The organism is Amycolatopsis sp. CA-230715 (assembly GCF_018736145.1).
Classification (GTDB): domain Bacteria; phylum Actinomycetota; class Actinomycetes; order Mycobacteriales; family Pseudonocardiaceae; genus Amycolatopsis.
Window position 1 is genome coordinate 9,717,194 of sequence record NZ_CP059997.1, and the last position, 25,303, is coordinate 9,742,496.

Sequence of the window (25,303 nt, forward strand, 5' to 3'; positions counted from 1 at the left end):
CCCTACTGACCCCAGGTGACCGGCAGGTGACGTGCCCGCGCCAGCGCGTCGGCGGCCCGGTTGCGAACCGCCTTCCCCAGTTCGGCAGGCTGTTCCACCTCGACGTCACCACCGAGGCTGAGCATCAGCCGCACCATCCACGACTCGTCGCCGTAGCGCATCCTGACCCGCAGCCGCCCGCCGTCGAGTTCGTCGAGCTCTTCGCACGGGTAGTACTCGGCGACCCAGCGCGCGTCCGGCGCCAGCACCAGCACCGCCTCCGGCTGGCCTGGGCGCACCGAGAACACGCCGTCGGTCAGATCGGTCGGCGTGGCGTGCGCGGGCGGCACCGCGGGCTCGTCGAGGACTTCCAGCTCCTCGATCCGGTCGAGCCGGAAGAGCCGGACGCCCTCGGCGCGGCGGCACCACGCTTCGAGGTAGCCGACGGCCTGCACGATGAGCAGGCGCATCGGGTCGACCGTGCGCTCGGTGATCTGGTCCTTCGACGCCGTGTAGTACCGCATCCGCACCGCGCGCCTCGCCTGCAGCGCACCGCGGACGGTCTCCCGGGTGCGCGCGGTCTTCTCGCCTTCGCGCACCCCGTTCCCGACGACGACGCCCGCGGGTTGCGCCTGCCCCGCCGCGGCCTCGATCTTCGCGATCGCCCGGTGCACCGCGTCGATGTCGAGCACGCCGGGGGTCTCGGCGAGCGCGCGCAGCGCCACCAGCAACGCGGTCGCCTCGCCACCGGTCAGCCGCAGCGGGCGGCTCATGCCCGCGTCGTAGGTGACCGTGACCGTCTCGCCCTCGAAGGACAGGTCGATGAGATCGCCAGGCCCGTACCCCGGCAGCCCGCACATCCAGAGCAGTTCGAGATCGCGGCGCAGCTGCTTCGGCGGCACGTCGAAGTCCCGCGCCGCCTCGTCGATGCGGATACCGGGGCGCGCCAGCAAATACGGCACGAGCGCGAGCAATCTCGGCATGCGCGCCGGGGTCGACGTGGTCATCGCGTGCTCACCTGCCCCGCGATCGCTTCGAGCCGGTCGAGCACGGACTTGCGCAGCACGTCCGGCTCCAGCACGAGCACGTCCGGCCCCTGCGCGGCGAGCCAGTCGGCCGCGCTCTCCGGGAAGTACAGGTCGATCGCCACGACGTCACCGCCGTCGCCGCCGATGCTCTCGCGGCCGACGACCCGGCCACGCCGCCGCACCCCGGCGCCCTTGCCGTCGGCGACCCACACCTTCGCGGTGGACACCGGCGCCGGATCCGGATCCCCTGTGCCCGCGACGAACTTGAGCAGGTTCACGTCCTCCGGCCGCCGTACCGCGCCCGGCTCGCCGACGGCCGTCACCGACCCGGTGACCCTGGACAGCCGGAAGCAGCGCGGCGCGTCCCGGTCCCGGTCGTGGCCGACGACGTACCAGCGGGCCCGCCACGACACCACGCCCCACGGCTCCAGCTCGCGCATCCGCCGCTCCGGCGACCCGGACCGGCGGTACTCGAACCGCACGGCCTGGCCCTGCTGCACCGCGGCGAGCAGCGGCGCGAACGCGGGCTCGGTACGGACCCTCGGCTCGACCACGGTCGGCGCGTTGTCGTCGACCTCCACCCCGGCGGCGCGCAACTTCACGAGCGCGCCGTGGGCCTGCCCGGTCAGCTCCGGCGAATCCCACAGGCGCACCGCCAGGCCGACCGCGGTCGCCTCGTCGGGGGCGAGGTCGATCTCGCCCAGCTCGTAGTCGCGGCGCGCGATCCGGTAGCCCTCGACCGTGTCGAACGACCGGTTCCGTCCCGTCTCGAGCGGGATCCCCAGCTCGCGCAGCTCGGTCTTGTCCCGTTCGAACATCCGGAAGAAGGCTTCGTCGCTGGCCGCGCCCGCGTATCCGGGCACGATGCCCCTGATCCGTTCGGCGGACAGGTACTGCCGGGTGGACAGCAGGGCGAGCACCAGATTGACCAGGCGTTCGGCGCGGGCGGTGGACACCCGACCACATTAGCTCGCTTCGCCCTGCCCGATGGAGAGGTCCGGCCGTCGCGCGTCGTAACGATGTCCCGCGCGGCGTCCGCCACTCGGTGCGTCAGAGCGAACCGATCAGGCGTTCCACGCGTTCGTCGACCGAGCGGAACGGGTCCTTGCACAGCACGGTGCGCTGCGCCTGGTCGTTGAGCTTGAGGTGCACCCAGTCGACGGTGAAGTCCCGCCCCGCCGCCTGCGCCGCCGCGATGAAGTCGCCGCGCAGCTTCGCGCGCGTCGTCTGCGGCGGGGTGTCCTTCGCCAGCTCGATCTCGCCGTCGTCGGTCACCCTGCGCACCAGGCCCTTGCGCTGCAGCAGGTCGAAGATGCCGCGGCCGCGCCGGATGTCGTGGTAGGCGAGGTCGAGCTGCGCGATCCGCGGGCTCGACAGGTCGAGGTCGTGCTTGGCCCGGTACTGCTCCACCAGCCGGTGCTTGATCGCCCAGTCGATCTCGGTGTCGATCTTGGTGAAGTCCTGCTGCTCGACGGCGTCGAGCGCGCGGCCCCACAGCTCGACGACCTTCTCGGCGGTCGGGCCCGAATCGTTCGCCTTGACGTGCTGCACGGCCCGCGCGTAGTACTCGCGCTGGATGTCCAGCGCCGACGCTTCGCGCCCGCCCGCGAGCCGGACCTGCCTGCGGCCGGTGAGGTCGTGGCTGATCTCGCGGATCGCCCTGATCGGGTTGTCCAGCGTGAAATCCCGGAACTGGACGCCCTGCTCGATCATCTCGAGCACCAGGTTCGCCGACCCGACCTTCAGCAGCGTCGTCGGCTCGGCCATGTTCGAGTCGCCGACGATCACGTGCAACCGCCGGTAACGCTCCGCGTCCGCGTGCGGCTCGTCGCGCGTGTTGATGATCGGCCGCGAGCGCGTGGTGGCGCTCGACACACCCTCCCAGATGTGTTCCGCCCGCTGGGAAAGGCAATATACCGCGCCGCGCGGGGTCTGCAGCACCTTGCCCGCGCCGCAGATCAACTGGCGCGTGACCAGGAACGGCAGTAGCACGTCCGCGATCCTCGAGAACTCGCCCGCGCGCGTGACGCAGTAATTCTCGTGGCAGCCGTAGGAGTTGCCCGCCGAGTCCGTGTTGTTCTTGAACAGGAAGATGTCGCCGCCGATGCCCTCGTCGGCGAGCCTGCGCTCCGCGTCGACCAGCAGGTCTTCGAGGATCCGTTCGCCGGCCTTGTCATGGGTGACGAGCTGGGTGAGGTCGTCGCACTCGGCCGTCGCGTATTCCGGATGCGACCCCACGTCGAGGTAGAGCCGCGACCCGTTGGACAGGAACACGTTCGAGGACCGGCCCCACGAGACCACTCGCCGGAAGAGGTACCTGGCGACCTCGTCCGGTGAAAGCCTGCGCTGGCCGTGAAAGGTGCACGTGACCCCGAACTCGGTCTCGATGCCAAAGATCCGCCGCTGCATCCCCCAAGCCTAGGCGTAAACACCCTCGGAACGGTGCGCCGTTCGGGCGGCGACACGCTTTCGACTAGGTTGCGGCTTGTGCTCAGCCACTTGAAAAGACCGCTCCGGCAGGTCGGGGAAACCGATCGCGAACTCGTCCGCCGCAGTGCCGCACTCCCCCGAACCAGGGCGGACGACCTGCTCACGGCGGTGACCAGGGCCGCGAACAAGGGCAGGCTGTGGTGGGTGGTCGGCGCCGCTCTCGCCAGCAGGAAAGGCGCGACACGCCGAGGGGCGTTACGCGGCGTAGCCGCCATCGCGGGCGCCAGCGCGGCGGCCAACCTCGTCGGCAAGCCGCTCTTCCCCCGGCGCAGGCCCGCCGCCGAGGAGGTCCCCGAGCACCGCCGGCTCACCAAGCGGCCCACCTCGTCGTCGTTCCCGTCCGGGCACTCCGCCTCGGCCGCCGCGTTCACCACGGCCGTCGTGATGGAGGCGCCGAAGGCCGGGCTCGCGATCGCCCCGCTGGCCGCCGTCGTCGCGTACTCGCGCGTGCACGCCGGCGTGCACTGGCCGAGCGACGTCGGCGCCGGTGCCCTGATCGGCGTCGGCGCCGGGCTCCTCACCCGGCACTGGTGGCCGCTGCACCCGGACGTGCCCGCGCACACCGCGCACGAAGCCGAAGCGCCGCTCATGGTCGACGGCGAGGACATGCTCGCCCTCGTCAACCCGAACTCCGGGGTGAACGGGCAGGACCCGACCGAGGACGTCCGCTACGCCTGGCCCAAGGCGACCCTGCTCTACCCCGACGACAGCCTCGACATCCGCGAACAGCTCGAAGCCGAGATCGACCGGGCGGGCGGCACGATCCGCGCGCTCGGCGTCGCGGGCGGGGACGGCACCGTCGCCGCGGTCGCCTCCGTCGCCGCCGAGCAGGGGCTCCCGCTCGCGCTCATCCCGGCGGGCACCCTCAACCACTTCGCGCGCGACGTCGGCGTCCGCTCCATGCCCGACGCCGACGAAGCCACCGAAACAGGCTCCGCGGTGGGGATCGACCTCGGCGAGGTCGAGATCGACGGGACCAGCGGCCCCGACCGCCGGTGGTTCGTCAACACCGCCAGCATCGGCGGCTACCCGGAAATGGTGCGGGTGCGGGAAAAACTGCAGGATCGGCTGCCGAAGTGGCCCGCGGCCGCGATCGCGCTCGTCCGCACGCTCCGTCGCGCACGACCGCTCCAGGTCGAGCTCAACGGCAAGCGGACCGCGGTGTGGCTGATCTTCGTCGGCAACGGCACCTACGCGCCGAAGGGCCTCGCGCCCAGCCGCCGCCCCGCGCTCGACACCGGTCTGCTCGACGTCCGCTACCTGCGCGCCGACCTGCCCTACTCGCGGGCCCGGTTCGTGCTGGCGACCTTGACCAACTCGCTTGCCGCGAGCCACGTCTACCGCGAGGAAGACGTCCCCGAACTCGACGTCCGCCTGCTCGACGGCAACCGCAGGGTGGCCACCGACGGCGAGGTCGGCCCGCTCGGGAACCACTTCCGGTTCCGCTCCCGGCCCAGCGCGCTGACGATCTACCGCAAGCGGTAGATCATCCCTTGGGGGTTCCCTTGCCGTTTCTTGGGAATCACCTCATGGGAACCTCAACTCGCAGCCGCTACCGTCCGTGCCGACAGGCCGCCGACAGTCTCGGCCACCAAGCCGGATCCAAGGCGGAGAAACAGGACATGCGCGCTCGCCCCGTTCGTGCCACCGCCCTCGTCGGCGTCTTCGCACTGGCCACGGCGTGCGCGGCGTCGCCACCGGCAACGGCCCCGCCCGCGACACGGACACCGGGGCGGCTGGAAACCGTGACGATCCCCGCCACCGCTTCGGCCTTCCGCGCGCGGCAGGCACACGTCTACCTGCCGCCCGAGGCCGGGGATCCCGGCCGGCACCCGGTGCTGGTGCTGCTCGCGGGCGTCCCCGGCGCCACCGACGACTGGTTCACCCACGGCGGCGCGGCCGCGTTCATCGACGATTTCGCGGCCCAGCACGACGGGCAGGCCCCCGTCGTCGTCGCCCCCGACGACACCGGCGAAGACAACCAGGACCTGCTCTGCATGGACAGCCCCGTCGCCGCCGTCGACAGCTACCTGAGCCGGGACGTCCCCGCCTGGCTCGAAAACCAGCCGTGGGCGGACCAGGACACCAGCCGGTGGGCCGTCGGCGGGCTCTCCTACGGCGGCACCTGCGCCTACCAGCTCACCGTGCGCCACCCGGCGCTCTTCCCCACGTTCCTGGACTTCTCCGGCGAAAGCCGCCCGATGCTCGACACCGTCGAGAACGCCGTCAACACCCTCTTCGACGGCGATTCGCGCGCCTACGCGAAACAGGACCCGCTCGCGATCCTGTCGAAGTCCCACCGGCCCGGCACCGCGGGCATGCTGGTCGTCGGCGATGACGACGAGCCCTACACCGACGAACAGCGCGAGGTCGAGAAGGCCTGCCGCCGGGCAGGCGTCCAGATCACCTCCGCCGAGCTGCCCGGCGGCCACGACTGGGAAGTCTGGACCGCCGCGCTGCGCGAGGCCGCGCCGTTCCTCGGCCAGCGCATGAAACTCGACGGGACCCGCTCATGAGCGTTCTTCGCGGCGGAGGAGCCGCGCAAGCCGGTGACCCGACCATTCCCGGCGAGGTCTCCGACCACGCCAGGCAGCTCGGCGCGTTCGAGTCCCCGGTCATCTGGATCACGCTGCTCACCGCCGCCATCTGGCTCGTCGCGCTGACCGCGACGCTGTGGCACCGCAAGCGCGCCCGCACCGTCTCCGGCTCGATCGCGCTGTGCTGCCTGCTGCTCGCGGCCGTCACCGGGGTCAACAGCTACGTCGGCTACGTGCGCACCAACGACGACCTCAGCCGCCTGCTCCAACGCGGGGTCGGCGCCGTCCAGATGCTCGGCCGCCTGCTCGACGACGGCCAGGACGCACCGGACGACGCGAGCACCCGGCAGGTGCGCCCGACCGGACCGGTCACCGGCAATGGCACCCAGATCGACGTGGTCTCCCTCCCCGACCCGGCGCACGCCGTACCGGCTGGCAAGAACTTCGTCGTACTGCCACCGGGTTACCACGACCCCGCGAACGCGGGCAGGCGCTATCCCGTCGTCTACCTCATCCACGGCTACCCGTTCGGCGGACCGGAAGACTGGCTCACCTCCGGCGACGCGCCGGCCACCCTGCGGCTCCTGCTCCGCGGCCACACGGTGGAACCGATGATCCTGGTGAGCGTGGACATGACCGCGGGAAAACCCAGCCAGGACTGGGAATGCCTCAACGTCCCCGGCGGCCCGCAACTGGAAAGCTACCTCTCCCAGACCGTCGTGCCCGCGATCGACGGCCGCTACCGCACCATCGCCGACCGCGCCCACCGCGCGCTGGGCGGCATGTCCGGCGGCGGGTTCGGCGCGTTCAACATCGGCCTGCACCACGTCGACCAGTTCGGCTCGCTGCTGATCGCGCTCCCCTACGACGACCCCGGTGACGCCGACGCCCTCTTCCGCGGCGACGCCGCCGCACAACGAGCCAACACCCCGCGCGAATACCTCCCGACGATGCCGCTTCCGCAACGCCCCGCCGTCATCCTCACCGCGGGCACCGGCGCACCCACTGACGTCGCCACCGCGCGCCGGATCGCCGCCGCGCTCGGCGAACGCGGTATCGAGGCCGTGGTCCACACCGAACGCGGGTTCAACCACACCTGGCACACCGCCCGAGCCACGCTCCCCTACCTGCTCGCGTTCGCCGACCAGCACTTCCCGCGCTGAAACCGTTCCGCGGCAAGGCAGAAACCCGTCCGCGGCACACGAAAGGGCCCGCACCAACGATAGGTGCGGGCCCTTTCTTCGGGTTCTCACTCCTTTTCGGAGTCGCCGTCCTTTTTCTCGTCCTCGGACCCGGCGTCGTCCTTCGTGGCGTCACCGTCGCCCTTGTCCGGCGCGGGGAGCACCGCCTCCAGCGCGGCGCCTTCGATCCGCTTGAACGCGCGCCGGGGCCGGTTCCGGTCCAGCACCGCCACTTCGAGCTTCACCGGCTCGCTGTCCCCGTTGCCGTTCGCGGCCGATCCCGACCCGGTGGCCGCGGTCGGCGAGCGCAGCGCTTCGACCGCGATCTTCACCGCGTCCGCCAGCTCCAGCCCCGGCTCGTAGCTTTCCTTCAGCTTCGTGGTGATCGTGTCCGCGTGGCCGCCCATCACGACGAACCGCGGCTCGTCCCCGATCGACCCGTCGTAGGTCAGCCGGAAGAGCTGGTCCTCCTCGCTGGACGCCCCGATCTCCGCGACGCACACCTCCACCTCGAACGGCTTGAGCTGCTCGGTGAAGATGCTGCCCAGCGTCGCCGCGTAGGCGTTCGCGAGCGCACGCGCGCTGACGTCCCTGCGGTCGAACTGCAGGCCCTTCAGGTCCGCGTGCCGGATGCCCGCCACCCGCAGGTTCTCGAACTCGCTGTACCGCCCCACCGCGGCGAACCCGATCCGGTCGTAGATCTCGGACAGCTTGTGCAACGTGGTGGACGGGTTCTCGGCCACGAACAGCACACCGTTGGCGTACTTCAGCACCACCACACTGCGGCCGCGCGCGATGCCCTTGCGGGCGAGCTCGGAACGCTCGCGCAGTACCTGCTCCGGTGAGGCGTACAGCGGCATGGTCACGGGTTTGGCTCCGCTCGATCGATCTTCAACGAGTCACAGATTTCTCAGGGCGCGGGTCAGCGCGGGCGCGCCGACTCGGCACGGGCGCTCACCACGGCCTCGGCCACCGCCTCCGCCTGCTCGGCAGGCAGCGCGAGCGCGCCGTCCTCCGCGGTGACCGTGATGACGGTCGGGAAGATCCGGCGCGCCAGGTCCGGCCCGCCGGTCGCCGTGTCGTCGTCCGCCGCGTCGTACAGCGCCTCCACGGCCGTGCGAGTGGCTGCCTCGGCGGTCGCGTCCGCGTCGTACAGCTTCTTCAGCGACGACTTCGCGAACATCGAGCCGGACCCGATCGCGTGGTACCCGCCGAACTCCTCGTACCGGCCGCCAGCCACGTCGTAGGACACGATCCGCCCGCCGCGACGGGGATCGGCGGCCTCGGTGTCGTACCCGACGAACAGCGGCACCACCGCGAGCCCCGCCATGGCGGCGTCGAGGTTCGACTTCACCATCGCGGCGAGCTTGTTCGTCTTGCCGTCGAGCGAAAGCGGCACGCCTTCGAGCTTCTCGTAGTGCCCCAGCTCGACCGCGTAGAGCCGCACCATGTCCAGCGCGAGCCCCGCGGTGCCCGCGATGCCCACCGCGGAGTACTCGTCGGTGACGTGCACCTTGTCCATGTCGCGGTTGGCGATCAGGTTGCCGGTGGTGGCCCTGCGGTCACCCGCGATCAGCACCCCGCCGTCGAAGGTGACGGCGACGATCGTGGTGCCGTGCGGCACCTCGAGCCCGCTCACCGGGGTCCGCGCCGCCCGCTCCGGCGACGGCAGCAACTCCGGCGCCTGCACCTTCAGGAACTCGGTGAACGACGAGGTCGCGGTCGAAAAGTAGGACGCGGGCAGCGCGGCACCCGAGAGCCCCGAGGTGTTCTCCATACGTGCTCGTGATTCCTATCTGTGCGTGGGTGGTTCTTGGTGCGCCGGGCGCGATGCGGGCTTACTGCCCGCCCTTCTGCACGTAGGCGCGCACGAAGTCCTCGGCGTTCTCTTCCAGCACGTCGTCGATCTCGTCGAGGATCGTGTCGACGTCCTCGCCCATCTTCTCCCGGCGCTCCTGACCGGCGGGAGCACCGCCTTCGATCTCGTCGTCCGAGTCGCCGCCGCCGTGCTTTTCGGTCTTCTCCTGCGCCATCATCAGCCTCCCGGTCCGACGGTGTTGCCGGCGTCCATGCGGAGCAGCCGCCCCGTCTGCCTCTAAGCCTACCCAGCCGCACCGACATCCTTCGACCTTCACCGGGTGCGGTGATCGACTCGTGTCCCGCCGACCCTGAGTGGTCAGAACCCCGCCAGTGCCCGCGAATTGGCCCGAACGGCCTAATCCGAGCCGGTGAGCGCCTCGACGAGCTGCTCCGCGGTGGCAGCGTTGTCGAGCAGCTTCCCGACGTGCGCCTTCGTCCCCCGCAACGGCTCCAGTGTCGGGATCCGCACCAGCGACTCCCTGCCGACGTCGAAGATCACCGAATCCCACGATGCGGCCGCGATCGAGCTCGCGTACTTTTCCAGCGCCCTGCCGCGGAAGTAGGCGCGGGTGTCCGACGGCGGGGTGGTGATCGCCGCCTGCACCTCCTCCTCGGTGACCAGCCGCTTCATCGAGCCGCGGGTGACCAGCCGGTTGTACAGGCCCTTGCCCAGCCGCACATCGGAGTACTGCAGGTCGACCAGGTGCAGCCGCGGCGCGCCCCACGCCAGCTGGTCCCGCGCGCGGTACCCCTCCAGCAGCCGCAGTTTCGCGGGCCAGTCCAACCGGTCCGCGCACTCGGCGGGGTCGCGGTTCAACGCGTCGAGCGTTTCGCCCCAGATCCGCAGAACCTCCTTCGACGCCTCGTCCGCGCCCGTGCGCTCCAGATGCGCCGCGGCCATCTCGTGATAGGCGAACTGCAGCTCCAGGCCCGTGTACTTGCGCCCGTTCACCAGCGCGACCTTCGCCTTCAGCGTCGGGTCGTGGCTGATCTGGTGCACCGCGCGTACCGGCTCGTCCAGTTTGAGGTCGTCGAACCGGACGCCGTCCTCGATCATGTCGAGCACCAGCGCGGTCGTGCCGACCTTCAGGTAGGTCGAGTACTCCGCGAGGTTCGCGTCCCCGATGATCACGTGCAGCCTGCGGTACTTGTCCGCGTCCGCGTGCGGCTCGTCGCGGGTGTTGATGATCCCGCGCTTCAGCGTCGTCTCCAGGCCGACCTCGACCTCGATGTAGTCCGACCGCTGGGAAAGCTGGAAGCCCGCCTCTTCGCCCTGCGGCCCGATCCCCACCCGGCCGGAGCCGGTGACGACCTGCCGCGAGACGAAGAACGGCGTGAGCCCGCCGATCACCGCGGTGAACGGCGTCGACCGCGCCATCAGGTAGTTCTCGTGCGTGCCGTAGCTCGCGCCCTTGCCGTCGACGTTGTTCTTGTACAGCTGCAGCGCGGGCTGGCCTGGCACGGTGGCCGCCTTGAGCGCGGCCTCCTCCATCACCCGCTCGCCCGCCTTGTCCCAGATCACCGCGTCGCGCGCGTTCGTGACCTCCGGCGCCGAGTACTCGGGATGCGCGTGATCGACGTAGAGCCGGGCACCGTTGGTCAGAATGACGTTCGCCGCGCCGAGATCTTCGACATCGGGGTCGTGCCCGGGGCCGCCGGGGCCGGCCAGGTCGAATCCGCGCGCGTCCCGCAGCGGCGATTCCACCTCGTAGTCCCACCTGGCCCGCCGAGCCCGGGGGATGTCGGCAGCGGCCGCGTACGCCAGTACGACCTGCGTCGAGGTCAGCACCGGGTTCGCGGTCGCGTCGCCCGGCACCGCGATGCCGTATTCGACTTCGGTTCCCATGATCCGCCGCATGGGCTCCACCCTACGGGTAGCGGCCGTGCGACGATGCCCCCATGCCCGCAGGTGACGAACTCGTGGCCCGCTACGACGAAGGCGGCCGCGTGGTCGGCAGCACCACCCGCGCCGACGTGCGGGCACGCGGCCTGTGGCACGCCGCCGCCGTGGTACTGGTCCGCTCCGGGGACGGCGAGTCCGTGTACGTGCACCTGCGCGCCCCGGACAAGGACGTGTTCCCCGGCGCGTACGACTGCTGGGCCGGTGGCGTGGTCGCCGCGGGCGAGGATCCCGCCGAGTGCGCCGCACGGGAGCTCGCCGAGGAGCTCGGAATCCGCGGCGTGGCGCTGGAACCGCTCTTCACGCACGTCTTCGACGAACCGCCGATCCGCTGCCACAACTTCGCCTACGAGGTCCGCTGGGACGGCGAAATCACCCACCAGCCGGAGGAAATCGTCTCCGGCGGCTGGATGTCGCTGGCCGAATTGCGGGACTGGGCGGAAGATCCGTCCGGGCCGCTCGTGCCCGACGGCAGGCTCGGCGTCCTCGAATGGTTCCGCCGCTACGGCTGAACGCCGCCCAGCTTCCCCGCCGCCACCGGCGCCAGCCGCTTCGCGGCGTCGATCGCACGCGCCTCGCTGGAAGCCGCCACGCTGAGCACCGACAGCAGATCACCTTTCGCGACCAGCATCGTGCAGGTGCTTCCCGATGACCACGCGGACGCCGCGTCCGCCCCCGGCGGCGGCGCGATCGCCACCGGCTTACCCGCGCACCCCAGCGTCGGGGCGATCTCGGCCGCCTTGCCGCCGGGGTACGCGGCCACGCGCTGGCTCAGCAGCGCGCCGCTCTGGTACCGCCAGTACGCCGATGCCGCCTGCGGTGGCATGCCGGCGAGGCAGCCTCCGGCCGGGGGCGCGTCCGGCGCGCGGCGGACTCCCTCCTCCGCGAGGTCCGGGTCCGCCAGCAGCGCAGTGGCGGGATCGATCGACGGCGCGGCAACGGGTGGCTGAACCGAGTTCGGCGGTGGTTCCGGCGCGGCAGGCGTGTCGGATGCGGCGGACGTGGTCGTCGGCGGCGTCGTCTCGTCGTAGTACGTCTCGAGGTCGTTCGGCCGGTCCGCGCAGCCGGCGAGTCCGGCGATCGCGAGCGCGGTGATGGCTGTGACGCCCGAAATCCGCGTACGGCGCACGGTCAGTCCCCTCCGTAACCTCATGCCAACCGCGCCGACCCTAGTGCAGGGCGTCAGCGCCACTGCAGAGAGGACCGCCGCGCCCAGTAGGCCTCGGCGTTTTCCGCCGGTTCCGCCAGCGCCGCCAGGTCGGCCTCGGAAAGCACCGGCCTCGTTCCATCCAGGTTGGACGCCAGCTGCGCACGGCTCGCCGGGCCGACCAGCACCGTGTCCGCCCACGGCCGCGCCAGCGCGGCGGCCACCGCGATCGCGTCCGGCCCCACGCCGTGCGCGGCCGCGACCGCGCGCACCGGCTCCGGCGGATCGACGACGAGCCTGCCGTTCGCGAGGGTTTCCTTCAGCAGCACGGCGGAACCCGCCTCGTGCGCCTCGGCGAGCGCGTCCCCGACCGAGGGCTCCAGCACGTTCCAAGTGGACTGGACCGCGGTGAACACGCGCTGGCCCGCGACCTCGAGCGCACACGCCCTGCGCACGACGTCCGCCTGCGCGGGACCGGAGGTCGAAAACCCGACCCGCACCCCGCTCGCGGCCAACTCCGCGAGCGCGTCGAGCAGCGGTTCGTCGGTGAACAGCGGGCTGTCCGGGGTCAATGAATGCACCTGGTAGAGCGAAATCGCGGAACCGAGCAGCTCGGCGCTCTCCGTCCACTGTGGACGGAACCGGGCGAGCGAATGCTCTTTCGACTCGTGCACTTCGGCGTCGAGCCGCCAATCCCCGACGTAGGCGTAACCCCACTTGCTGGAGACCACCACGTCGCGGTGGCCGCGTTCACGTAGCCAGCTCGCCAAGAAGTCCTCGGCGAGACCGTAGGACCTGGCCACGTCCACCTTCCGGACACCGGCCCGGTAAGCGTCGTCGAGCACCTCGTGGGTGGCCGCGCGCAGAGCGGGCACACTCCGTTCGGCCGGCAACGCGTCGTCGCGCCCGAGGTTGATGTAAGCGGGCCTGCCGAGCGCCGCGAGACCGAGCCCTGTCCGATCGATGCGGGTGCGGGGTGACGTCATGCGCTCGACGGTAACCGAAGCGGAAACGACCTTTCAGCGCCGAGCTGTATAGGTCGTTATACAGATGTCGGCACCGGCTCGAACCGGGGCCGTCCTTTCCCTGCCGCCGCGAAACTTCAGCGTTCGCGGCGGCGCAGCAGTTCGAGGAACTGGTCCGAGTTCAGCACCTGCCGGTGCAGCTTCTCCAAGCGGGCGGCGGGTGCGCGCACATACCCCTTGCCGAACACCGGCGCGATCTGGCGCAGGCTCGCCCCTGCTTCCCGCGCGGCGAGCAAGGCCCAGTCCGAGGCGTTGGCGCAGGCCGTCGACGCCGCGCGGAGTTCGCCGAGCAGTTCGATCAGCTCGTCGGCATCCAGTTCGCCGCGGCGAACGGATTCCGCCACCCCTTCGAGCCAGTTCGTGATACCGGCGGAGGTCACCGGAGCCGAGTGCCGCTGTTCGTCCATGCCACGCAGTATAGCGCGTTATACGGCGACTTGCGCGCCGATCGACCGTCGCGTTCGGACGTCCACACTCGACACCCGCGAAAACGACGGTGCGGGGTCGCGTCCGAAGACGCGACCCCGCACCGTCGTTTTCGCTACAGGTACTGACCGGTGTTCGTCGCGGTGTCGATCGCCCGCCCGGAGTCCTGGTTCTTGCCGGTGACGAGCGTGCGGATGTAGACGATCCGCTCGCCCTTCTTGCCGGAGATCCTGGCCCAGTCGTCCGGGTTCGTGGTGTTCGGGAGGTCCTCGTTCTCCGCGAACTCGTCCACGATGGCGTCCAGCAGGTGCTGCACCCGCAGGCCGGGCTGCTTGGTCTCCAGCACCGACTTGATCGCCGCCTTCTTCGCCCTGTCCACGATGTTCTGGATCATGGCGCCCGAGTTGAAGTCCCGGAAGTACAGGACCTCCTTGTCCCCGTTGGCGTAGGTGACCTCGAGGAACCGGTTGTCGTCGCTCTCCTCGTACATCCGCTCGACGGTGTGCTGGATCATCGCGTCGATCGTGGCCTTGGTGTCCCCGCCGAACTCGGCGAGGTCGTCGGCGTGGATCGGCAGCCCGTCGGACAGGTACTTCGAGAAGATGTCCTTCGCGCCCTCGGCGTCGGGACGTTCGATCTTGATCTTCACGTCCAGCCTGCCCGGCCGCAGGATCGCGGGGTCGATCATGTCCTCGCGGTTGGACGCACCGATCACGATGACGTTCTCGAGCCCTTCGACACCGTCGATCTCCGACAGCAGCTGCGGGACGATCGTGGTCTCCACATCGGACGACACCCCGCTGCCGCGGGTGCGGAAGATCGAGTCCATCTCGTCGAAGAACACGATCACCGGGGTGCCCTCGGACGCCTTTTCGCGCGCCCGCTGGAAGATCAGCCTGATGTGCCGCTCGGTCTCGCCAACAAACTTGTTGAGCAGCTCAGGACCCTTGATGTTGAGGAAGTACGACTTGGCATCGGCCGCGTCGCCGTCGCCCCGCGCCAGCGCCACCTTCTTCGCCAGCGAGTTCGCCACCGCCTTGGCGATGAGCGTCTTCCCGCAGCCGGGCGGCCCGTAGAGCAGGACACCCTTCGGCGGGCGGAGCTGGTACTCCAGATAGAGGTCGGAGTGCAGGAAGGGCAGCTCCACCGCGTCGCGGATCTGCTCGATCTGCCTGGACAGGCCACCGATGTCCTCGTACCGGACGTCCGGGACCTCCTCCAGCACGAGGTCCTCGACCTCGGCCTTCGGCACCCGCTCGTAGGCGTAGCCCGCCTTCGAGTCGACCAGCAGCGAATCGCCCGGTTTGAGCGTCTGCTCGGCCAGCGGGTCGGACAGCAGCACCACCCGCTCCTCGTCGGCGTGCCCGACGACCAGCGCGCGGGAACTGCCGCCTTCGGTCTCCGGGGCGAGCACCTCCCGCAACGCGCACACTTCGCCGGTGCGTTCGAAATCCCCGCCCTCGACGACGGTGAGCGCCTCGTTGAGGCGCAGCGCCTGGCCGCGGCGCAACGACTCGATCTCCACCGCGGGCGACACGGAAACCCGCATCTTCCTGCCCGAGGTGAACACGTCCACCGTGTTGTCCTCGTACGCGGTCACGAACACGCCGTAGCCGCTTGGCGGCTGGGCGAGCCGATCCACCTCCTCACGCAGAGCGAGCAGCTGTCCCCGTGCTTCGCGCAGGGTCTCCACCAGCTTGCTGTTCCGCTCGGTCAGCTGGCTGATCCGCTCGGACGCCTCGGCGAGCCGCTGCTCGAGCACCCGGTTCTGGCGTGGCGAATCGGTCAGTTTCCTCCGCAGCAGGGCGACTTCCTCTTCCAGGAAGCGCACCTGCCGCGCCTGCTCGTCCGGCGTCGTTCCAGCTCCACTCGTATCTGAAGGGTCGGCGTCCTCGTGCCGACCTCCGGGAAGGTCGTGTTGCATGTCGGCACCTCCTCGGAGTGCTTTTCAAACAACGGTACCGGCGATCACCGACAAGGACAGCCCTTACCGCATCACAGGATCGGCGCGTCGTGTGTGGAACACCACCGGGACGGAGTCGCAAGCGGCCGATCTGGTACTCCCTCCCGGCACGAAATCGTGACGCTCCGTCGCAGCGGTCCCGGGTGTGTCGCCCGTACGCGGTTCACCGTCGACTTTTTGTCCGTCTTGACCTTTTGGTCCGGGTGTGCGGGGGTCGCGGTAACGATCAGCCGCGAGTCGGCGATAGCGTTTAGTTGCCTCACGTTACGATCCGGGCATTCGCCGAGGAAATCCTTCCGAGTCGCGAACCGGATGCCGCTCGGGCGCGTCACAGCCGCGCGAGCCCAGCACCTGGCTCGCGCGCTCGCCAGGCGCGAGAAACGTACGAGACGACTAGGGGGCAACGCCCGTGACCTACCCGCCGCAGCCGCCGGGGCCGCAAGGCCCGCCCGACCCCTACGGGCAGGGCGGCCCGTACGGCCAACCCAACCCGTACGGGCAGCAACCCGGCGGTGCCTACCCGCAGAGCGGCCCCCAGCCCCAGCAGAACCAGCCTGGCGGCACCCAGCAGTTCGGCCAGCCCGATCCCTACGGCCAGCAGCAGGGCGGCTTCGGCCAGCAAGGCGGTTACCCGCAGCAGGGCGGCTACCCGGACCAGCAGGGCGGTTACCCCGCCTTCCCCGGTGGTCCGGGTGGGGAGCCGCCGAAATCCAGCAAGACCGGCCTGATCGTGGCGCTGTCCGTGCTCGGCGTGGTACTGGTCGGCGGCATCGTGTGGCTGATCATCTACCTGACCGGCGACGACGACAAGAACACCCCGGCGGCGCCGTCGAGCCAGCCGCAGCCGTCGGCGAGCAGCGGCCCGTCCAGCGGCGGGCGGCCGTCGACCGGTTCGAGCCGGTCCAGCTCCCCGTCGACCGGGCCGAGCAGCTCGTCCTCCGGCGGCGGTGGCTCGGCCGAGGACGTCGCCGAACTCCAGACGCTGGGCACGAAGTTCGCCAGCGCCTACTCGAGCGGCAACATCGCCGACATCAAGACAATGTCCTGTGACCCGGCGCTGATCAAGGACAACACCCCACCCTCGCCGGGCACGAAGCTGGGCAGCACGCCGCCCGAGGTCAAGGGCGACACCGCCAAGATCTTCTTCAACACGCCGGAGGGCCAGGGCAAGGAACTGCCCCTGCCCGCCAAGAAGCAGAGCGGCAGCTGGTGCATGGCGATCCAGTCCAAGAACTGAGCGCCGGACACGAACGGGGCCCCGCGGGATACTTCCCGCGGGGCCCCGTTCGTCGTTCAGCCCTTGCTCGGGCGCCGCTGCGGCCTCGGCGGGGTCACCCCGTCCGCGAGCCTGCGGGTGGTCAGCAGGAACGCCGTGTGCGCGATCATCCGGTGCTCCGGGCGCACCGCCAGCCCGACCACGTGCCACGGCCGCACGAGCGACTCCCACGCCTGCGGCTCCGTCCAGCAGCGGGCCGCCCTGATCGCCTCGGTGATCGTCGACAGCTGGGTCACCGTCGCCACGTACACCACCAGCACCCCGCCCGGCACCAGGCTCTTCCCGACCGTTTCGAGCTGGTCCCACGGCGCGAGCATGTCGAGCACCACGCGGTCCACCTCACCGGTGTGCGTGGCGAGGTCCGCGACCGTGAGCGACCAGTTCTCCGGCCTGCCGTCGAAGAACCGGTCGACGTTCTTGGCCGCGTGCTCGGCGTGGTCCTCGCGGATCTCGTACGAGCTGACCGTGCCCTCCGGCCCGACCGCGCGCAGCAGCGAGCAGGTCAGCGCGCCCGAACCGGCACCGGCCTCCAGCACGCGCGCGCCGGGGAAGATGTCGCCGTGCATGACGATCTGCGCGGCGTCCTTCGGGTAGATCACCTGGGCGCCGCGCGGCATGGACAGCACGTAGTCCGCCAGCAGCGGGCGCAGCGCGAGGTAGGAGGTCCCGCCACCGGAGGTGACCACCGAGCCCTCCGGCCTGCCGATCAGGTCGTCGTGCGCGAGCGCGCCCCGATGCGTGTGGTACTGCTCGCCTTCCGCGAGCACCAGGGTGTAGTGCCGCCCCTTCGGATCGGTCAACTGCACCCGGTCACCGGCCTGGAACGGCCCGCTTGCCGACACTGAACCTCCATCATCCTGCGAGAACCGATCGATCCTCGCAGACGGGACGCCGGGCCGTGGAGGCGGCCGGGCCCGTGGGAAGCTCGGCGTTCGAACTCCCCGGGGAGCCGCGTCGCCGGGAAAGATGCTCCTCCGAGGCCGCGTATGTCTCCGAAGGATGCTCCCGCGGAGATCGAGTGGGTGGCTGGCCCCTGCCTGTGCCCCGAAGGTGACATTCAGGGAATTCAGCGCCCCGAAGGCCACTTCTTCGGGGAATCTAGCGCCACTTTCTCGGCCCTCGAGAGTGCGCGAGCCGAGGTTGCTCGTGTCCCGAAGGTGGCCTTCGGGGCGGTAGATGCCCCGCAAGCCACTTTCAGGGCACACGCGGGGCATGAAGAGCCCGCACATCCGCGGGAGAAAATGGCGCTAGATCCGCCGAAGGCGGAGGTTCAGCGGCTAAGGCACCGGCCTGCCCGACATCGCCGCGCGGAGGTCCTCGCGGCGCAGCACTCCCGCCGGCCTGCCCTCCTCGTCGACGACGAGGAACTGCCACGCCGGGGTCTCGCGGACGCGTTCGGCGATCTCCTCCGACGGTTCCGAAGCCAGGAACACCGTCTCCGCCCTGATCGGCTCGGCGGCCAGTTCGGCGGGCGACTGCGGTGATTCGCTCGCGAGCCGCTGCGCCGCGGTCTCGTCGAGCAGTCCCGCCGCCACGCCGTCGGCGCGCACGAGCACCACCCCGCGTCCCGCGGACGCGGCCAGCGCGTCGGACACCGGGCTCTCCGCCGGCAGCTGCAGCACCGGCCGGACCAGTTCGGTGATCGACAGCCCGGCAGGCCACGCGCGCCGGTTCTCCGCCGCCAGTTCGTCGCTCGCGCCCACGGCGACGAACCACGCCGTCACCACGCACACGCCGAGCCGCAGCCAGCGATCCTCGCTGCCGGAGGCGAGTCCCCACAACGCCCACACGACCAGCGCGAAGGCGACAAGACCGCCACCGGCCACCGCGGCCTTCGTCCCGGTGGGCCTGGTGCCGGTCGCCGCCCACACGCCCGCCCGCAGCAGGCGCCCGCCGTCGAGCGGCAGGCCGGGCAGCAGGTTGAACACGCCGACGGCGAGGTTCGCGACCGCGCACTCCGCGACGAGCAGCCAGGCCGCGCCGCCGGAGGGCACGGCGAGCATGAGCCCGCCGCAGAAGGCGGCCAGCAGCACCGACACCACCGGCCCCGCCGCGGCCACCATGCCCTCGTGGCCCGGTTTGCGCGGCGTGCGCGCGACCTCGGACAGCCCGCCGAGCAGGAACAGCCGGAGCCTGCGCACGGGAATGCCCAGCCGCAGCGCGACGAGGCAGTGCCCCAGTTCGTGGGCCAGCACGGACAGGCCGAGCAGCACCGCGAAGGCGGCGGAAAGCAGCCACGACGTCAGGGTGCTCGCGCCGGGGAGGAACCGGCCGACGAGCGGCGTGTAGAGCACCACGATGACCAGCGACCCGATCCACCACGACGGCGCCAGCAGGACCGGCACCCCGTCGACCCTGAACAGCAGGAGGCCGCCGTCCACGGCGATCGCCCGCCTGGACCGGCTCGTGCCCTGCTCGCTCGTCGCGGCCATGGTGAACAGCGTAGAACGCCCGCTGTGGGACCACCGTGATCCGGGCAGCGCGTTCCCCCGCGCGAACGGGTGGTCCTGGTGACGCACCACTCGGGCGTCCGTCCCGCGTGCCGGAGGAATCCTGTCGGTGCCCTGCCCTACGGTGGGCCCATGTCACAGACCGCGACCACCGATCCGCAGCCGGAAGCGAGCGGCACCCCGCGCCGCCGCCCAGCGCTGTCGCCGTCGCGCGCGAGCGACTTCAAGCAGTGCCCGTTGCTCTACCGCTTCCGCGCGGTCGACCGGCTGCCGGAGGTGCCGACGAAGGCACAGGTCCGCGGCACGCTGGTGCACTCCGTGCTGGAAAAGCTCTTCGCCTTGCCCACCGGTGAGCGGCTTCCCGAGCGCGCGAAGGAGTTGCTCGCTCCATCGTGGACGGAGCTGTCCGCCGACCGTCCCGAGTGGACTGCCCTGTTCGACGGCGACGAGCAGGGCGAGGTCGAGAACTGGCTCGAATCCGCCGCGAAGCTGGTGGACAACTACTTCGAGCTGGAGGATCCGCGCAGGCTCGAACCGGAGGCGTGCGAGCAGCACATCGAGCTGGAACTGGATTCGGGCGTGCTGCTGCGCGGCTACGTCGACCGGATCGACGTGGCGCCGACCGGCGAGATCCGGGTCGTCGACTACAAGACCGGCGCCGCGCCGAGGCAGATCGGCGAGGCCAAGGCGATGTTCCAGATGAAGTTCTACGCGGTCGTGCTGTGGCGGCTGCGCGGTGTGGTGCCGCGCCAGCTCAAGCTCATGTACCTGACCGACGGGCAGGCGCTGACCTACGCCCCCGACGAAGCGGAGCTGCGCCGGTTCGAGCGCACCCTCGAGGCGATCTGGCAGGCGATCCTCCGCGCGGGCAAGACCGGCGACTTCCGGCCGAACCAGAGCAAGCTGTGCGGGTGGTGCGACCACCAGGCGCGCTGTCCCGAGTTCGGCGGCACGCCGCCGGAGTACCCGGGCTGGCCGGAGCCCGATGCCGGCGAGGAAAGCCCGCTCGACCGCGCAGACTGACCCGTCACTCCGCTCCGAAAGGCCAGCACTGTGCCCGAACCCGCCTCGTTCTTCCGTCCGCTCGGCGACGGTCGTTACCTGCCGACCGCGCACACCTCGGGTCCGTGGTCGCCCGACGCTCAGCACTTCGGCCCGCCCTCCGCGCTGCTCGTCCGCGAACTGGAAGACGTTCCCGCCGAGCGGGAGAGCCTGCTCGCGAGGGTCACCGTGGAGATACTCGGGCCCGCTCCCCTGCGCGAACTCGCCGTGCGGGCCAGGATGGAACGGCCTGGCCGGTCGGTCGAGCTGCTGGCCGCCGAGCTGGTGGACGGCGAGCGCGTCGTGGCGAGGGCCTCCGCGTGGCGACTGGCCACTTCGGACTCCAGCGCGGTGGTCGCCAACCTCGCGCCGCCGATGCCCCCGCCGGGTGACGCGAAGGAGGCGCGGTGGCCGGAAAGCTGGCACGGCGGCTACCTGGAGGCGATGGAATGGCGCTCCGTCTCCGGTGATCTCGACCAGCCCGGCCCGGCCAGGGTGTGGGCACGCCAGCGCGTGTCGCTGGTGGACGGTGAACAGCCGAGCCCGCTGCAGCGGTTGTTCACGGTGGCCGATTCGGGCAACGGCGCGTCGAACTTCCTCGACCCGAGCCAGTGGTGGTTCATCAACTCCGAGCTGACCGTGCACGTGCTGCGGCCGCCGTCGGGCGAGTGGATCGGCCTCGACGCGGCCACCAAGGTCGGCCCGCACGGGGTGGGCACCGCGACGAGCGCGCTGCACGACCTCGACGGCCAGGTCGCCACCGGCGCGCAGGCGCTGCTCGTGCGGCCGCGCTGAAAACACCGGCCCCAAGGTCCCCCGCCCGGGGCCGCGGATCGGCTAGCTTGAACGACGCGCACAACGAAGGAACCCCCTGGAGTCCGGTGGCATGCAGATCACCTCGGTGGTCAACCAGAAAGGCGGGGTCGGTAAGACCTCGCTCAGCGTCGGCACGGCTGCCGCACTGGCGGAACGGGGGCTGCGCGTTCTGCTGATCGACCTCGATCCCCAGGGCCACGCGACCACCGAGATGCTCGGGCTGCCCGAAGTGCCCTCGACGATGCCCAGCCTCGCGAAGGCGCTCACCAAGATGTGGAAGGGCGCCGTCGAGGAGCTAGTGGTCACGCATCCGCGGGCGAACGTCGGCCGCGGCGGCACCCTGGACGTCGTCCCGACCTCACCGGGGATGTTCGACCTGGTGCGCAGGCTCGACCAGTTCCGGGTACCGGGCTGGCAGCTGGCCAGGGTCATCCAGTTCGCGAACTACGACCACGTGATCATCGACTGCCCGCCCGCGCTGGACGTGCTGACGAACAACGCGCTCGCCGCGACCACCGGGATACTCGTGCCGGTGCAGCCGGACCGCACCAGCATCCGCGCGCTGCGGCTGCTCTACGACCAGCTCGCCTACGTCGAGCAGAGCGTGCACCGGCCGCCGATCGCGCACTACGGGCTCGTGCCGGGGCTCTACCGGCGTCCGATGTCGCACTACGCGGCGGCGGCGCTGCACGAGCTGCACGGGTTCGGGATCCCGGTGCTGTCGCACGTGCCGATGGGCGTGGTGATGAACGAAGCCGCCGCGCACGGGGTGCCGGTGACCACGTTCGCCCCGGAAACCGTGCAGGCCGAGGCGTTCCGGCAGATCGCGCACAGCCTCGACGGCTACCGCGCGGGCGCGCAGGGCCCGACGATCCCGGCGGAGCAGGACTTCGTGTTCGAGGACTTCATCGCCGACGTCTCCGACGCGCGCAACACCAACGACAACGGCGCCCGCAAGAAGCTCTACGACCTGCTCCCCCGCAAACAGCGCCCGTCGCACTAGCCGCTGAAGAGCGCGGCGATCACGGAAAGCGTCACCATCGACAGCAGCGTCGACAGCAACACGCAGTCGCGGACGAACCTCGCGTCGATGGCGTAGCGGCTGCTGGCGATGAAGATGTTCTGCGCGGTCGGCAAGGCCGAGCACAGGACCGCGGCCAGCAGGAGCGGGCGCGGCAGGTCGAGCGCGAGCCCGATGACCAGTGCGACGGCGGGCTGCGCGAACACCTTCAGGCCCACCACCATCACCAGCTCGCCCCGCCGCCCGTGCCCGGCGTTCATCGCGCCGGGCGCTTCGACGGGGACGCGCCCGGTATGCAGGGACATGCCGAGCACCAGCAGCGCGGTCGCGATCCCGGCCCCGCCGAGGGTGTGGATCGGCTGCAGCACGAACTCCGGTGGCCGCCAGCCGCTCGTCCCGACGACGACACCGAGCAGGGACGCCGCGATCACCGGATTGCGCACCGGGAGCAGCAGGAGCGCGCGCCACTTCGGGCCGTCACCGCTGGGGACGTCCGACTCGAGCAGGGTGAGCATCGACGGCATCATGAACAGCGACTGGAACAGCAGCACCGTCACGATGAACGAGGAGCTGCCGAGGACCTGCAGCGCGACGGGGATGCCGAGGTTGGCGGCGTTGACGTAGCACGCCGCCATACCGGTCACCACGCGCTCGCCGAGACGCCTGCGGAACAGCAGCCACGACAGCAGCGCGCCGGTGATCCCGATGAGCGCGGTACCGCCGCCGAACGCGATGAGCCCGGGGTTCACGAGTGCGGACAGCGGCGTGTCGATCAGCGTGGAGAACAGCACCGCGGGCATGGCGACCTGGAACGCCAGCCTGGTCAGTACTTCGTCGGCCGCCGGCCCCAGCACCGAGAACCTGCTGAGCAGGTAACCGAGTGCGGTGAGCACCCAGATCGGCGCGAAGGCCGGGAGAACCGACACGGACTCCTACAGCCGGCAGGAGCGGATGTCGGAAGCCAGCACGGCTTTGGCGCCCGCTTCGGCGAGTTCGTCCATGATGCGGTTGACGTCCTTGCGGGGCACCATCGCGCGCACCGCGACCCAGTCGTCGTGCGCCAGCGGCGCGACGGTCGGGGACTCGAGGCCGGGAGTGATCGCGATGGCCGCGTCGAGCAGCGACCGGGGGCAGTCGTAGTCCAGCATCATGTACTGCTGGGCGAAGACGACCCCGCGCAGCCGGGCGGCGAGCTGAGCCTTCGGCTTGGTCAGGTCCCCGCCCGCCCGGTGCACGAGCACGGCTTCGGACACGCAGATCGGGTCGCCGAAGGCCACCAGGTTGTGCTGGCGCAGGGTGCGCCCCGAGCCGACCACGTCCGCGACCGCGTCGGCGACGCCGAGCTGGATCGAGATCTCCACGGCGCCGTCGAGGCGGATGACCTCGGCTTCGATGCCCTGGGCGGCCAGGTTCTCGCGCACCAGGCGCGGGTAGGACGTGGCGAGCCGCTTGCCGTGCAGGTCGGCGACCGCCCACTCGCGGCCCGCCGGCGCGGCGTAGCGGAACGTCGAGCCGCCGAAGCCGAGCGCGAGGGCCTCCTGCACCGGCGCCCCGGAGTCGAGCGCGAGGTCGCGGCCGGTGATCCCGAGATCGAGCTCGCCGGAGCCGACGTAGATCGGGATGTCCTTGGGGCGCAAGAAGAAGAACTCGACCTCGTTGGCGGGATCGAGCACGGTCAGGTCGCGCTGCTCGTGCCTGCGGCGGTAGCCCGCTTCGCCGAGCATCTCCGACGCGGCCACCGCGAGCGCGCCCTTGTTCGGCACCGCTACGCGCAGCATGCCATCACTCCATCCCGTCCGAAATCTCGAAACCTCGCCGCGATACCGATCACAGGTACCGGTAGACGTCCTCGGTGGTCACGCCGCGGCCGAGCATCAGCACCTGGACCCGGTAGAGCAGCTGCGAGATCTCCTCGGCGAGCCGGTCGTCGGATTCGTGCTCGGCGGCGATCCACACCTCGCCCGCCTCTTCCAGCACCTTCTTGCCCTGCGCATGGACGCCCGCGTCGAGTGCGGCGACGGTGCCGGAACCCGCGGGACGGGTCCGCGCGCGTTCGGCAAGCTCGGCGAACAGCTCATCGAAGGTCTTCACACCCGGTGATCCTTCCATCAGGGCCGGTGGCGCGCCGATCCGCCCCTGCCCGGATGACGTCCAGGTCACCCACCGTTGTGCTTAGCCCGGTCGGCGCAACCGGCGTTGACGGGAGCGCCGGATTCCACTTGTCTGGAATATCCAAAAGCCGGACTGGTGCACTCACGCGGCCGGCAAGCAAAAAGAAGGGTGCCAGCCAACCAGGAGTCACCGGAACGAAACATGGGAGAAACCTTGACACACCGTGGTCCGCTGCAGATCAGGCTGCCAGCCCCCGACGATCGCCTCGACCAGGACGCTGAGCACTGCTTCGTCCTCGTCGACGGGGAATGGCAGGAATTCCGCTTCCACGACTACGACCGCATTTTCTCCGTTCCAGGCCTTTACGAGCAGCTGTTTCACGACATTTTGGACTGCCGTTCCCCCGACGTCATCGCGAAATTGCTGAAGGAGGAGCTGCAGCAGGACGGCTACGCCGCCGACGACCTCAGGGTGCTCGATCTCGGCGCCGGTAACGGGCTCGTCGGCGAGCAGTTGCGCAACATCGGGGTGGGCAAGCTCGTCGGGCTGGACATCATCGCGGCCGCCCGGCTCGCCGCGCTCCGCGACCGCCCCGGCGTGTATGACGCCTATCACGTCGCGGACGTGATCTCCCCGCCGCCGGAGATCGCGCGCGATCTCGCGACCCACCGGTTCAACACGCTGTCCTGCGTGGCCGCGCTCGGCTACGCCGACATCCCGCCCGCTGCCTTCCGCGCCGCGTTCAACCTGGTCAGCGACAACGGCTGGATCGCGTTCAACATCAAGGACCGGTTCCTCTCCGACGAGGACACGTCCGGGTTCGCGGCGTTCATCCGCAGGCTGCGCGACGAGGGCGTGCTCGAACTGCTCGCGTCCGAGCGCTACCAGCACCGCCGCAACGTCAACGGTGAACCGCTGCACTACGTCGCCCTCGTGGGCACCAAGCGCGCGGACATCCCGGAGGCGTTCGTCTCCTGACACGGCGAGCGGAGGTCATCGGGGCGGCGCCGCCGATGACCTCCGCCAGCTCCGCGGCGTCGAAACCCGCGGT

Annotated in this window: 25 protein-coding genes and 1 pseudogene; 9 read left to right on the forward strand and 17 right to left on the reverse strand. The window is 70.6% G+C overall.

The features are described 5' to 3' along the window. Positions 1 to 2 precede the first annotated feature (2 nt). The 4 genes and pseudogenes from HUW46_RS44875 to pafA form a co-directional block, all read right to left on the reverse strand. The gene (locus HUW46_RS44875; RefSeq protein ID WP_442861014.1) at positions 3 to 653 is read right to left on the reverse strand and encodes a helix-turn-helix transcriptional regulator; all 651 of its coding nucleotides are present in this window, start codon (positions 651 to 653) and stop codon (positions 3 to 5) included. Then, positions 639 to 986 (reverse strand): annotated as a pseudogene (locus HUW46_RS49200) (protein pafC); the annotation flags it as partial. The pseudogene HUW46_RS49200 and the gene HUW46_RS44875, both read right to left, overlap by 15 nt. Next, the gene (locus HUW46_RS44880; RefSeq protein ID WP_215544717.1) at positions 983 to 1,963 is read right to left on the reverse strand and encodes a helix-turn-helix transcriptional regulator; all 981 of its coding nucleotides are present in this window, start codon (positions 1,961 to 1,963) and stop codon (positions 983 to 985) included. The gene HUW46_RS44880 and the pseudogene HUW46_RS49200, both read right to left, overlap by 4 nt. A 94-nt stretch (positions 1,964 to 2,057) precedes the next feature. Next, positions 2,058 to 3,416, reverse strand: a complete 1,359-nt coding sequence (pafA, locus tag HUW46_RS44885) for a Pup--protein ligase (protein ID WP_215544718.1) — start codon at positions 3,414 to 3,416, stop codon at positions 2,058 to 2,060. Between the two features lie 78 nt (positions 3,417 to 3,494). On the opposite strand from pafA, the gene HUW46_RS44890 reads away from it, so the two are divergent. From HUW46_RS44890 to HUW46_RS44900, 3 genes are all read left to right on the forward strand, one after another. Next, positions 3,495 to 4,982 (forward strand): bifunctional phosphatase PAP2/diacylglycerol kinase family protein, encoded by a 1,488-nt coding sequence (locus HUW46_RS44890; RefSeq protein ID WP_215544719.1) that lies wholly within the window; start codon positions 3,495 to 3,497, stop codon positions 4,980 to 4,982. A 137-nt stretch (positions 4,983 to 5,119) separates the two neighbouring features. Beyond that, positions 5,120 to 6,013 carry an alpha/beta hydrolase gene (locus HUW46_RS44895; RefSeq protein ID WP_215544720.1) on the forward strand — a complete coding sequence of 298 codons (894 nt, stop codon included), beginning with the start codon at positions 5,120 to 5,122 and terminating at the stop codon, positions 6,011 to 6,013. Beyond that, on the forward strand, positions 6,010 to 7,197 hold the full coding sequence (locus tag HUW46_RS44900) for an alpha/beta hydrolase (protein ID WP_215544721.1): 1,188 nt from the start codon (positions 6,010 to 6,012) through the stop codon (positions 7,195 to 7,197). Before HUW46_RS44895 ends, HUW46_RS44900 begins: the two co-directional genes overlap by 4 nt. 86 nt (positions 7,198 to 7,283) lie before the next feature. Here the strand turns inward: HUW46_RS44900 and prcA are convergent, their stop codons facing one another. From prcA to dop, 4 genes are all read right to left on the reverse strand, one after another. Beyond that, positions 7,284 to 8,081, reverse strand: a complete 798-nt coding sequence (gene prcA / locus HUW46_RS44905; protein ID WP_215544722.1) for a proteasome subunit alpha — start codon at positions 8,079 to 8,081, stop codon at positions 7,284 to 7,286. Positions 8,082 to 8,137: 56 nt separating this feature from the next. Then, a complete protein-coding gene (prcB, locus tag HUW46_RS44910; protein ID WP_215544723.1) occupies positions 8,138 to 8,992 on the reverse strand; it encodes a proteasome subunit beta in 855 nt (284 codons plus the stop codon). 61 nt (positions 8,993 to 9,053) lie between these two features. Further along, positions 9,054 to 9,248, reverse strand: a complete 195-nt coding sequence (locus tag HUW46_RS44915; RefSeq protein ID WP_215550492.1) for a ubiquitin-like protein Pup — start codon at positions 9,246 to 9,248, stop codon at positions 9,054 to 9,056. Positions 9,249 to 9,430: 182 nt separating this feature from the next. Then, entirely contained in the window at positions 9,431 to 10,933 is a 1,503-nt protein-coding gene (dop, locus tag HUW46_RS44920) for a depupylase/deamidase Dop (RefSeq protein WP_215544724.1), read from the reverse strand. Positions 10,934 to 10,974: 41 nt separating this feature from the next. Here dop and HUW46_RS44925 point away from each other — a divergent pair, with 41 nt between their 5' ends. Then, complete coding sequence (locus HUW46_RS44925; RefSeq protein WP_215544725.1) at positions 10,975 to 11,487, forward strand: NUDIX domain-containing protein; 513 nt, start codon at positions 10,975 to 10,977, stop codon at positions 11,485 to 11,487. Here the strand turns inward: HUW46_RS44925 and HUW46_RS44930 are convergent. The 4 genes from HUW46_RS44930 to arc all read right to left on the reverse strand — a co-directional run bounded on the left by HUW46_RS44930 (position 11,478) and on the right by arc (position 15,497). After that, positions 11,478 to 12,104 carry a hypothetical protein gene (locus HUW46_RS44930; protein ID WP_215544726.1) on the reverse strand — a complete coding sequence of 209 codons (627 nt, stop codon included), beginning with the start codon at positions 12,102 to 12,104 and terminating at the stop codon, positions 11,478 to 11,480. The two genes, HUW46_RS44925 and HUW46_RS44930, sit on opposite strands and share 10 nt — an antisense overlap. 53 nt (positions 12,105 to 12,157) lie before the next feature. After that, entirely contained in the window at positions 12,158 to 13,108 is a 951-nt protein-coding gene (locus tag HUW46_RS44935) for an aldo/keto reductase (RefSeq protein WP_215544727.1), read from the reverse strand. Between the two features lie 116 nt (positions 13,109 to 13,224). Next, entirely contained in the window at positions 13,225 to 13,554 is a 330-nt protein-coding gene (locus HUW46_RS44940; RefSeq protein ID WP_215544728.1) for a hypothetical protein, read from the reverse strand. Positions 13,555 to 13,688: 134 nt separating this feature from the next. Then, on the reverse strand, positions 13,689 to 15,497 hold the full coding sequence (arc, locus tag HUW46_RS44945) for a proteasome ATPase (protein ID WP_215544729.1): 1,809 nt from the start codon (positions 15,495 to 15,497) through the stop codon (positions 13,689 to 13,691). 448 nt (positions 15,498 to 15,945) lie between these two features. On the opposite strand from arc, the gene HUW46_RS44950 reads away from it, so the two are divergent. After that, complete coding sequence (locus HUW46_RS44950) at positions 15,946 to 16,773, forward strand: hypothetical protein (RefSeq protein WP_215544730.1); 828 nt, start codon at positions 15,946 to 15,948, stop codon at positions 16,771 to 16,773. Positions 16,774 to 16,829: 56 nt separating this feature from the next. On the opposite strand, the gene HUW46_RS44955 is transcribed toward HUW46_RS44950, so the two are convergent. Both HUW46_RS44955 and HUW46_RS44960 read right to left on the reverse strand, forming a co-directional pair. After that, positions 16,830 to 17,654, reverse strand: coding sequence for a tRNA (adenine-N1)-methyltransferase (locus tag HUW46_RS44955; protein ID WP_215544731.1), 825 nt, complete (start codon positions 17,652 to 17,654; stop codon positions 16,830 to 16,832). Positions 17,655 to 18,089: 435 nt separating this feature from the next. Continuing rightward, the gene (locus tag HUW46_RS44960) at positions 18,090 to 19,244 is read right to left on the reverse strand and encodes a site-2 protease family protein (RefSeq protein ID WP_215544732.1); all 1,155 of its coding nucleotides are present in this window, start codon (positions 19,242 to 19,244) and stop codon (positions 18,090 to 18,092) included. A gap of 150 nt (positions 19,245 to 19,394) precedes the next feature. On the opposite strand from HUW46_RS44960, the gene HUW46_RS44965 reads away from it, so the two are divergent. The 3 genes from HUW46_RS44965 (at position 19,395) to HUW46_RS44975 (ending at position 22,122) form a co-directional block, all read left to right on the forward strand. Further along, a complete protein-coding gene (locus HUW46_RS44965; protein ID WP_215544733.1) occupies positions 19,395 to 20,285 on the forward strand; it encodes a RecB family exonuclease in 891 nt (296 codons plus the stop codon). A 30-nt stretch (positions 20,286 to 20,315) separates the two neighbouring features. Then, on the forward strand, positions 20,316 to 21,098 hold the full coding sequence (locus HUW46_RS44970; RefSeq protein WP_215544734.1) for a thioesterase family protein: 783 nt from the start codon (positions 20,316 to 20,318) through the stop codon (positions 21,096 to 21,098). 91 nt (positions 21,099 to 21,189) lie between these two features. Continuing rightward, positions 21,190 to 22,122: a ParA family protein gene (locus HUW46_RS44975; protein WP_215544735.1), complete on the forward strand. Its 933-nt coding sequence runs from the start codon at positions 21,190 to 21,192 to the stop codon at positions 22,120 to 22,122. On the opposite strand, the gene HUW46_RS44980 is transcribed toward HUW46_RS44975, so the two are convergent. From HUW46_RS44980 to HUW46_RS44990, 3 genes are read right to left on the reverse strand one after another with little or no spacing between them, the layout of a single operon-like run. Beyond that, positions 22,119 to 23,066 carry an AEC family transporter gene (locus HUW46_RS44980; RefSeq protein WP_215544736.1) on the reverse strand — a complete coding sequence of 316 codons (948 nt, stop codon included), beginning with the start codon at positions 23,064 to 23,066 and terminating at the stop codon, positions 22,119 to 22,121. The two genes, HUW46_RS44975 and HUW46_RS44980, sit on opposite strands and share 4 nt — an antisense overlap. Positions 23,067 to 23,072: 6 nt before the next feature. Then, positions 23,073 to 23,918 carry an ATP phosphoribosyltransferase gene (gene hisG, locus HUW46_RS44985; RefSeq protein ID WP_215544737.1) on the reverse strand — a complete coding sequence of 282 codons (846 nt, stop codon included), beginning with the start codon at positions 23,916 to 23,918 and terminating at the stop codon, positions 23,073 to 23,075. Between the two features lie 49 nt (positions 23,919 to 23,967). Next, a complete protein-coding gene (locus tag HUW46_RS44990; protein WP_215544738.1) occupies positions 23,968 to 24,231 on the reverse strand; it encodes a phosphoribosyl-ATP diphosphatase in 264 nt (87 codons plus the stop codon). Between the two features lie 222 nt (positions 24,232 to 24,453). On the opposite strand from HUW46_RS44990, the gene HUW46_RS44995 reads away from it, so the two are divergent. Continuing rightward, positions 24,454 to 25,230 (forward strand): methyltransferase domain-containing protein, encoded by a 777-nt coding sequence (locus HUW46_RS44995; RefSeq protein ID WP_215544739.1) that lies wholly within the window; start codon positions 24,454 to 24,456, stop codon positions 25,228 to 25,230. The last annotated feature ends 73 nt before the right edge of the window (positions 25,231 to 25,303 follow it).